The following is a 9,225-nucleotide window of genomic DNA, read 5'->3' as shown; positions in this document are numbered from 1 at the left end:
GGCGCTCAACCTCGACCTCAAGGGCGCCTTCCTGGAGCACCAGCTGGAGAACTGCGCGGCGGCGCTGGCCGTCACCACCGCCCCGCTGGCCGAACGCTTCACGGACATCGCGCCGCGCCTGACGGCACTGAAGACGCTGGTCACGATGGCCGACGGGGCCAAGACCGCGCCCTTCCGGGGCGTGGCGTTCGACGGCTGGCGCGGGGCCGATCCGTACGACGGGCCGCTGCCGCTGGCCGGCGACACGGCGTGCATCATGTACACCTCCGGCACCACCGGCCCGTCCAAGGGCGTGCTGATGCCACACGGGCACGGCTTCATGTTCGGCCTGGGCAGCATCGACAACTACGCGATGACGGAGGCCGACCGCTTCTACATCTGCCTGCCGCTGTTCCACGCCAACGCGCTGTACATGCAGCTGTTCGCCACCATGATCGCCGGCGCGTCGGCGGTGATGCGCGAGCGGTTCAGCGCGTCCGGCTGGATCGACGACATCCGCCGCTACGGCTGCACGATCACCAACTCGCTGGGCGCCATCACCGCCTTCGTGGTCGCCACCCCGCCCCGTTCGGACGACTGCGACCACAAGCTGCGCATCGTCGGCGCCGCCCCCAACCCGGCGGCGACCGAGATCGAGATGCGCGAGCGCTTCGGCATCCCCGACGTGATCAGCCTGTACGGCATGACGGAGGTCAACATCCCGCTTTACGGCGAGTTGGGCGTGGCGCGCCCCGGCACCTGCGGCCGGCTCTACGACCGCTACTTCGAGGTCGAGGTGCGCGATCCCGTGACCGACGCGCCGGTGCCCACCGGCTCCATCGGCGAGATCATGGTGCGCCCGAAGGCCGCCTTCGGCTTCATGACCGGCTACCACCGCATGCCGGAGAAGACGGTGGAGGCGTGGCGGAACCTGTGGTTCCACACCGGCGATGCCGGGTTCGTGGACGACGAGGGCTATTTCCACTTCGTCGACCGCATCAAGGACTGCATCCGCCGCCGCGGCGAGAACGTGTCGTCCTACGAGGTGGAGACCACCATCGCGCGGCTCGACGGCGTGGCCGAGGTGGCGGCCTTCGCCGTGCCGTCCGGCCTGAAGGACCAGGAGGACGAGATCATGCTGGCCGTGGTGCCGATGCCCGGCGCCCGCCTCGACCCGGACGCCATCGCCGAACACGCGGCCAGGGAACTGCCGCGCTACGCCCAGCCGCGCTTCATCGAAATCGTGGAGGCCCTGCCCAAGACGCCCACCGCCAAGGTGCAGAAGGGCAAGCTGCGCGACCGCGGCGTGACCGGCGCGACCTGGGACAGGCAGAAGGCGGGGGCGTAAATCCCCGGCCGGGCCACGCCGACGCGTGACCCGGCCGGTGCCAACCTTACAGCTTGCCGAGCACCGCCTCGGCCGAGGAAACCTCGAACTTGCCCGGCTCCTCGACGGCGAGGTCGGTGACCTTGCCGTCCTCGGCGATCAGGGCGAAGCGCTGGCCGCGCGTGCCCAGGCCATAGCCCGAGCCGTCCATGGTCAGCCCCATGGCGCCGGTGAGCGCGGCGTTGCCGTCCGGCAGCATCAGCACCTTGTTGTCCACGTTGTTCTTCTCGCCCCACGCCTTCATCACGAACGGGTCGTTGACGGCGAGGCAGACGATGGTGTCCACGCCCTTGGCCTTCAGGGCCTCGGCCTGCTGGACAAAGCCCGGCAGGTGCTTGGCCGAGCAGGTGGGCGTGAAGGCGCCCGGCACCGAGAACACCACGACCTTCTTGCCCTTGAAGACCTCGTCGGTGGTGATTTCCTGCATGCCGTTGTCGGTCAGGTGCTTCAGCGTGACCGAGGGGATGGTGTCGCCGACCTTGATCGTCATGGTTGTGCCTCTCCCTTTATGTGTATCGGTTGTGTCCCTGGACCGGTTCTAACCGCGCCGCCGGATGCCCGCAAGCCCGACGGAAGTCAGCCCCGGCGCGCAAAGCGCGACAGTAATCAAGGGCGCTTGCCGGCTTTGTCCAGGGCGTCCAGCACGGCGCCGGTGGTCAGCAGTTCGGGCAGCGCGATGCCGTCCGGCGCGCCGGGGCCGTAGACGATGTTGAAGGGGATGCCGTAGCGGCCATGCGCGGCCAGGTAGGCGGCGATGCGCTCGTCCGGTCGCGTCCAGTCCGCGCGCATGGCGACCACGTCGCCGTCCAGGCGCTTGGCCACCTCGCCACGGTTCATCACCAGCTTCTTGTTGGCCTGGCAGGTGATGCACCAGTCGGCGGTGACGTCCACGAACACCGTCCGCCCCTCCCCCACCAGCCTGCCGATCGCCGACTCGTCGAACGGCTTCCAGGACGTCGCGACGACCGGGGCGGCGTCCGCCCCGCTGCCGAACTGCACCGGAACGATGAAGGCGGCCAGCGTCAGCAAGGCCGCGAACGCCGGCCCGGCCCAGCGCATGCCGGCCGCCAGCCGGCGGCCCAGCCACAGCGCCAGCACCAGCGCCGCCATCAGCGCGGCGACGAGGCCGGCCACCGCCTCCCCCGCCTGCACGGCCATGACGCTGAGCAGCCAGACGCCGGTCAGCGCCAGCGCGCCGCCCAGCACGCGCCGCAACGCCACCATCCAGCGCCCCGGCCGCGGCAGGTGCCGCGCCACCGACGGGAACGCCGCCACCAGCAGGTACGGCAGCGCCAGCCCGATGCCGAGTGCGGTGAAGATGGCGAACACCTCCAGCGGCCCGTTGGCCAGCGCGAAGCCAACGGCGGTGCCGAGGAACGGCGCCGAGCACGGCGTGGCCAGCAGTGTGGCGAAGGCGCCGGTGGCGAACTGCCCGCCGTAGCCGTGCCCCTCCGTCCCGCCCACCGTGTCGGCCAGGAAGCGCGGCAGCGGAATCTCGAACAGGCCCCACAGGTTGGCGGCGAACAGCGTCACCAGCACCACCATGAAGACCAGGAACAGCGGCTGCTGGAACTGGATGCCCCACCCCACCGCGGCCCCGGCCGCCTTCAGCCCCACCATGGCGCCGGCCAGCATCAGGAAGGAGGCGAGGATGCCCGCCGCCGACGCCAGGAATCCGGCGCGCACCTTGTGCCGCGGCGCCCCGCTGTGCGCCACCATGGACAGCATCTTCAGCGACAGGACCGGCAGCACGCAGGGCATCAGGTTGAGGATCAGCCCGCCCAGCAGCGCCACCGCCAGCATGGACAGGAGGTTCGCCGCCGGCCCCACGGCACCGCCGGCCCGGCCGACGGCGCCGGCTTCGATGGCCCGCTTGGCCTCCATGGCGTGGGCACCGTCCACCAGCGTCAGCGTCGCGGCCCGGCCGGGCAGCGGCGGGTCGATGACGGCGTCCACCGCCTCCAGCCGCAGCACGGCGGTGCGCCCGGCGTCGGACAGGCGGACCGTGGGCGCCTTGAAGATCACCGGCGGGTCGGTCTCGATGAACAGGTCGGGCTTGCCGAAGGGCTCGCGCGCCGCGGCCTCCACCTCCACCACCGCGCCCTGCGTGCGCACGGCGCGGATCTCCAGGCCGGCGGCGCGGCCGTCGCCGGGCACGGTGTTCTGCGCGCGCGACACGGCGTTGGCCTCCGGCCCCGGCGTGGCCGGGCCGGCGGGCAGCGACAGCGCCACGTCCACGCGCTGCGGCACGCAGATCTCCGAACAGGCCAGCAGGTCCAGGCCGGCCTTGATCTCCATCGGCTTGCCCGGCTCGGCCGGCACGGCGCGGATTGGGAAGGTCACCGCGCCGTCGTAGCCGATGGTCTCGATCCCCAGCAGCGTCATGCGGTGCGGCGCCGGGTAGGACAGCTCCGCGTCCTTCAGGTTGGTGGAGCCGGTCCACTCCACGCGCGGCGGCAGGCCGGCGTCGCCGGGGGAGCGCCAGTAGGTCTTCCAACCCTTGTCGAGCTTCACCTCCAGCGCCAGCGGCACGCCGGCGAGGTCCCCCGTCCCCTCCACCGCGGACAACAGGCGTGCCTCGACCGGCCCGCCGCGCACCGCCGGACCCGACGCCGCAAGGGCTTCCGCGGGCAGCAGCAGGAATGCCCACAGAAGCAGGCCCGTGATCAGGGGGGAGGCAAACCTTTTCATCGCTTCACGTGTTGTCACATCAGTAAGGAAACGGTGACGAGCCGCCGCTATAATCCGTGACAAGCCGTGGCCCGTGCTGTCACACTTGCCTTCCGGCGGCCGCGGGGGTCCGGAAACACCGGGCTTTCCGCCAAGGAAAGAAGGATAACCGCCCATGCCGCTCGTGACCAAGTCCCCTCAGTACCTGACCGGACAATTGCTCATCGCGATGCCCGGCATGATGGATCCGCGCTTCCAGCGCACGGTCATCTATATGTGCGCTCACAACGAAGACGGCGCCATGGGGCTGGTCGTAAATAAGTTGTTCGGCTCCATCACCTTCCACGACCTTCTGGAACAGCTGGGCCTGGAGGACGTGAAGGGGGCGGCCAACATGCCCGTGCACTACGGCGGGCCGGTCGAATCGGGGCGCGGCTTCGTGCTGCATTCGACGGATTACGTGCGCGACGGCACGCTGGTGGTGGACGACGACGTGGCGCTGACCGCCACCATCGACATCCTGCGCGCCATCGCCGAGGAACGCGGGCCGAAGCAATCGATCCTGCTGCTGGGCTACGCCGGCTGGGGGCCCGGCCAACTCGACCAGGAGATCCAGCAGAACGGCTGGCTGACCGCGCCCTGCGACGACAAGCTGTTGTTCGACAAGGACCTGGACGCCAAGTGGGAGCGCTCCATCGCCACCCTGGGCGTCAGCCTCTCCATGCTCTCCGGCGAGGCCGGCCACGCGTGACGCGGGTGCATCTCCTTGCACACGATCGCGTGTGGGTGGTATTGTCAGTGGCAAGGCCGACGCTGGAGGTTTCATGGACCCCGAACTGAAATCCATGCTCACCGTGCTGCTCGATAAGGTCGAGCGCATCGACGCCACGGTTACGCGCGTCGAGGCGGAGCAGTGCGAGATGAAAGAAGAGCTGCGCCAGATCAAAGATGAGCAGCGCCAGATGAAGGAGATGCTCGGCGTCGTCCGGCTGAAGGAGATCGGCCGGCTGGACGGCCGCATCGACCAGCTCGCCATGGACGTGGCGCTCGGCCGCAAGCCGGACGCCGCCTGACGGGCTTTCCCCGCGATCCGTCGTAGGTTGGGTTGAAACCCAACATCCCCGCACCGCGGAAACGTTGGGTGTGCGCTGGCGCTTAACCCAACCTACGCATCAACGAATCACGCACTGACCCTCACGCGGTCTGCGCGGCCTGCAGGGCGACGCCGCGGGCCTGCATGAACTCGGCGCAGCGGTCCACCAGATGGCTGCCGACGTACACCGCCCAGCCGCTCTGGAAGCCGGCCGGCTCGTAGCGCAGGTCGACGCGCCGGGCGCCGGTGCGCAGCGTGTAGTGGAGAGTGTTTTCTTGCGTCCAAACGGGCTTTTCGGTCATTTCAACACCAATCGCGTCGTTCGTTTGTTTCCCGGATGGTGGCCCAAGGAGGTTAAACGTTGCTTAAGGTTACAAAGCCACCGATCAGGGAAAAGGTATTAGACGCCGACCCTATGCGCTGTTAACCACGCCACTCTTCACGCAGGATTGCGTACAGCACGTGGTCGCGCCACGCGCCGTCGATGCGCAGGTAGCCGCGGGCGTAGCCCTCGTGCGTGAAGCCCACTTTCTCCAGCAGGCCGCGGCTGGCCTCGTTGCTGGGCAGGCAGGCCGCCTCGACCCGGTGCAGGCCCAGCTGGCCGAACGCGAAATCCAGCACCAGCCGCGTGGCGCCGGAGACGTAGCCGCGCCGCGCGAACGGTTGCCCGACCCAGTAGCCCAGCGTCCCCATCTGCGCCACGCCGCGCCGGATGTTGGACAGGCCCAGGCCGCCCACAAGCGCGTCGCCGGCGCGGTCGAAGATCAGGAAGCTGTACGCCTCGTCGTCGCGCCATTCCTGCGCCTGCCGGCGCAGCCGCCGGGCGAAGGCGGATCGGGTCAGCGCGTCCGCCGGCCACGTCGGTTCCCACGGCGTCAGGAAGCCGCGGCTGGTCGCCCGCAGGTCGGCCCACTCCCGCCAGTCGCGCGGCAATGGCGGGCGGATGTAGCAGGTCGGCCCGTCCAGCCGCACGGCCGGCGGGCTGATCAGCCCGCCCCCCAGCAGGCGGATCATGGCGCCCCCTTAGGCGAGGCGGGCCCGGATGCGCTCATAGTCCTCCAGGCGCTGCGTGGGGCCCAGGGCCGCCACCGTCGGGCGCGATTGACGCAGGCGGCGCGCGGCGCGCATCACCGCGTCGCGGTCGACGGCGTTGATGCGGGTGACGATCTCCTCCACCGGAATCGGCCGCCCGTAGACGAGCAACTGCTGGCCGAGCTGCTCGCAGCGCGACATGGTGCTTTCCATTGCCATCAGCGTGCCGGCCTTCATCTGGGCCCGCGCGCGGGCCAGCTCGTCCTCGCTGATGTCCTGGCCGACCTTGACCAGCTCCTCGCAGACGACGGGCAGCAGTTCGCTCACCTCCTCCTCGCCGGTGCCGGCGTAGACGCCGAACAGGCCGCCGTCGCGGTAGCCGCCGGTGAAGGTGTAGATGGAGTAGACCAGCCCGCGCTTCTCCCGCACCTCCTGGAACAGGCGGGACGACATGCCGCCGCCCAGCAGCGTGGACAGGACGGAGTGCGCGTAGAAGTCCGGGTCGTGCACCCCCACCCCGTCGAAGCCGAGGACGAGGTGCATCTGCTCCAGGTCGCGCTCCTCGCGGAAGTCGCCGCCGCGGTACTGCGCCGGCTCCACCTCCGGCAGCGGCGTCGCGGGCAGGCCGGCGAAGGCCTTGGAGGCCAGCGCCACCAGCCGGTCGTGCTCGATGCGGCCGGCGGCGGCCAGCACCACCGACGGCCCGGCGTAGTGCTGCGCCAGATAGTCCGCCAGCGCGCCGCGCGGCAGGCTGCCGACGATCTCGGCCGAACCCAGCACCGGCCGACCGATGGCCTGGTCCGGATAGGCGGTGGTCTGGAAATGGTCGAAGATGATGTCGTCGGGCGTGTCGGCCGCCTGCCCGATCTCCTGCAACACCACCGTGCGCTCGCGCGCCAGCTCGTCCTCGTCCAGGACGGAGTGCTGGAGCATGTCGGCGATGATGTCGAGCGCCAGTTCGGTGTCCTCGTGCAGCACCTTGGCGTAGTACGCCGTGTGCTCGCGCGTGGTGTAGGCGTTCAGCTGCCCGCCGACGTTCTCGATCTCCTCGGAGATGCGGAAGGCCGAGCGGCGCTTCGTGCCCTTGAACAGCATGTGCTCGACGAGGTGGGCGACGCCGTTCACCGACGCCGCCTCGTTGCGCGTGCCGACACCGACCCAGCAGCCCAGCGACACCGTCTGCACGTCGGGCATGGTGTCGGTGGCGACGCGCAGCCCGTTCGGCAGCGTGGTCACACGGACCTGGCTCATGCCGCCTCCTGCGCGGCGCGGGCGCGGGCGGTGACGTAGGACTGCACCGTGGCGATGTCGTTGGGCAGCACCGACAGCTTCTCCTCCCGCTCGTACAGGTCGGACAGGCGCGGCGGCAGCGCCGGGCGGCGGCCCGTGGCCTTCTCCACCGCGTCCGGGAACTTGGCCGGATGCGCGGTGGCCAGCACGACGAGTGCGGTGTCGTCAGCCACCTTGGCCGCCACCTGGGCCTGCTCGGCCGAGGCGACGCCGACCGCCGTGTGCGGGTCGACCGTGTAGCCGCCGGTGGTCCGCCACGTCCGGGCGATGGTCGCCATGGTGGCGTCCTCGTCCACGCGGAAGCCAGCGAAGAGGGACAGGGCCTGGGCCAGCTGGGCGTCGGTGACGCTGAAGCGGCCCTCGGCGCGGAAGCGGCGCATCGTCTCTTCCACCTTGGCGCCATCGCGGCCGTGCAGGTCGAAGAGCAGGCGCTCGAAGTTGCTCGAAATCTGGATGTCCATGCTGGGGCTTAAAGTAGGCGTGACCGGCAGCATCGCCATGGTCCCGCTGTCGAAAAAGCGCGCCAGGATGTCGTTGGAGTTGGAGCCCACCACCAGCGTCTCCACCGGCAGCCCCATGGAGCGCGCGGCGTAGGCGGCATAGACGTTGCCGAAGTTGCCGGTGGGCACCACGAAGGCCACCTTGCGGTCCGGCGCGCCCAGCGCCGCGGCGGCGGCGAAGTAATAGACGATCTGGGCCATGATGCGGGCCCAGTTGATGGAGTTCACCGCCGACAGGTTCAGCCGGTCGCGGAAGTCCGTGTCGGCGAACATGGCCTTCACCATGTCCTGGCAATCGTCGAAGGTGCCTTCCAGCGCGATGTTGTGCACGTTCGAGGACAGCACGCTGGTCATCTGACGGCGCTGCACCTCCGACGTGCGGTCCTTCGGGTGCAGGATGAAGATGTCGACGTTGTGGCGGTCGCGGCACGCCTCGATGGCGGCCGATCCGGTGTCGCCCGACGTGGCGCCGACGATGGTCACCCGCTCGCCGCGCTTCGCCAGCACATGGTCGAACAGGCGGCCCAACAGCTGTAGCGCCACGTCCTTGAACGCCAGCGTCGGCCCGTGGAACAGCTCCAGCACCCAGGTGCGCTGGTCGAGCTGGACCAGCGGCGTGACGGCGCGGTGGTCGAAGGTGCCGTAGGCGTCCTCGACCAGGGTGCGGAACTCGGATTCCGGGATGGCTCCGCCCAGGAAGGGCAGCATGACGCGCACCGCCACCTCGGTGTAGGGCAGGCCGCGCAAGGCGCGGATGTCGTCGGCCGTGAACTGCGGCCACGTCTCCGGCACGTAGAGACCGCCGTCGCGGGCGAGACCGGTGAGAAGGACGTCCTCGAAGCCCAGGGCCGGGGCCGCGCCCCGCGTGCTGATGTAGCGCACCGCTGCAAACCTTCCGCCAATGAAGGCGGCAAAATTAGCGGCGGACGCCCAGTGGGCGCAAGCGGCCCAACGCCCATCGGGCGTAATAAACACGGCGATTTGTCGTTTGCCTGTCCGCGCGTGTCTGGATAGCTTGCCGGCGCAGCCCCGAACCGCACGCAAAGGCAACCATGTCCGCCAACCTCGACGGCGTCAGCGCCAAGGACAAGATCCGCCTGCTCGCCCTCACCGCCGCCATGGAGTTCTACACCATCGTCGCGGCGACGGTGGCGATCATGACGTCGAACTCGGTGTCCTTCGTCACCAACCTGCTGATCGCCGTCAACGGCTTCATCGCCACCGGCATCTCGCTGTACACGGTGAGGAAGATGTCCAGCGGCAAGGACGGCCGC

Annotated in this window: 10 protein-coding genes; 4 read left to right on the top strand and 6 right to left on the bottom strand. The window is 69.6% G+C overall.

Features of this window, described 5'->3' with window-relative positions; translation table 11 throughout:
- On the top strand, window positions 1–1,327 hold a 1,327-nt coding region (locus VED21_RS21220; protein WP_324885746.1), incomplete at its 5' end, for an AMP-binding protein.
- 46 nt (window positions 1,328–1,373) lie between these two features.
- Here the strand turns inward: VED21_RS21220 and VED21_RS21215 are convergent.
- Together VED21_RS21215 and VED21_RS21210 are read right to left on the bottom strand one after the other, a co-directional pair.
- Entirely contained in the window at window positions 1,374–1,856 is a 483-nt protein-coding gene (locus tag VED21_RS21215) for a peroxiredoxin (protein WP_324885744.1), read from the bottom strand.
- A 116-nt stretch (window positions 1,857–1,972) separates the two neighbouring features.
- Window positions 1,973–4,057 (bottom strand): protein-disulfide reductase DsbD family protein, encoded by a 2,085-nt coding sequence (locus VED21_RS21210; RefSeq protein WP_324885742.1) that lies wholly within the window; start codon window positions 4,055–4,057, stop codon window positions 1,973–1,975.
- A 154-nt stretch (window positions 4,058–4,211) separates the two neighbouring features.
- Here VED21_RS21210 and VED21_RS21205 point away from each other — a divergent pair, with 154 nt between their 5' ends.
- Window positions 4,212–4,787: a YqgE/AlgH family protein gene (locus tag VED21_RS21205; protein WP_324885740.1), complete on the top strand. Its 576-nt coding sequence runs from the start codon at window positions 4,212–4,214 to the stop codon at window positions 4,785–4,787.
- Window positions 4,788–4,860: 73 nt separating this feature from the next.
- A complete protein-coding gene (locus VED21_RS21200) occupies window positions 4,861–5,109 on the top strand; it encodes a hypothetical protein (RefSeq protein WP_324885738.1) in 249 nt (82 codons plus the stop codon).
- Between the two features lie 121 nt (window positions 5,110–5,230).
- Here VED21_RS21200 and VED21_RS21195 read toward each other — a convergent pair whose 3' ends face one another.
- The 4 genes from VED21_RS21195 to thrC all read right to left on the bottom strand — a co-directional run bounded on the left by VED21_RS21195 (window position 5,231) and on the right by thrC (window position 8,833).
- Window positions 5,231–5,431: a hypothetical protein gene (locus VED21_RS21195; protein WP_324885736.1), complete on the bottom strand. Its 201-nt coding sequence runs from the start codon at window positions 5,429–5,431 to the stop codon at window positions 5,231–5,233.
- 121 nt (window positions 5,432–5,552) lie between these two features.
- Window positions 5,553–6,143, bottom strand: a complete 591-nt coding sequence (locus tag VED21_RS21190; protein ID WP_324885734.1) for a GNAT family protein — start codon at window positions 6,141–6,143, stop codon at window positions 5,553–5,555.
- Window positions 6,144–6,152: 9 nt separating this feature from the next.
- Window positions 6,153–7,412: a pitrilysin family protein gene (locus VED21_RS21185; RefSeq protein ID WP_324885732.1), complete on the bottom strand. Its 1,260-nt coding sequence runs from the start codon at window positions 7,410–7,412 to the stop codon at window positions 6,153–6,155.
- Window positions 7,409–8,833 carry a threonine synthase gene (gene thrC, locus VED21_RS21180; RefSeq protein ID WP_324885730.1) on the bottom strand — a complete coding sequence of 475 codons (1,425 nt, stop codon included), beginning with the start codon at window positions 8,831–8,833 and terminating at the stop codon, window positions 7,409–7,411. Before thrC ends, VED21_RS21185 begins: the two co-directional genes overlap by 4 nt.
- Window positions 8,834–9,003: 170 nt before the next feature.
- On the opposite strand from thrC, the gene VED21_RS21175 reads away from it, so the two are divergent.
- A partial coding sequence (locus VED21_RS21175) for a hypothetical protein (RefSeq protein ID WP_324885728.1) occupies window positions 9,004–9,225 on the top strand: 222 nt, incomplete at its 3' end.

It is taken from the genome of Azospirillum sp., from assembly GCF_035627195.1.
GTDB lineage: Bacteria > Pseudomonadota > Alphaproteobacteria > Azospirillales > Azospirillaceae > Azospirillum.
The sequence above is the reverse complement of the archived record's forward strand: the minus strand, read 5'-3'. Positions and strand labels throughout refer to the sequence as shown.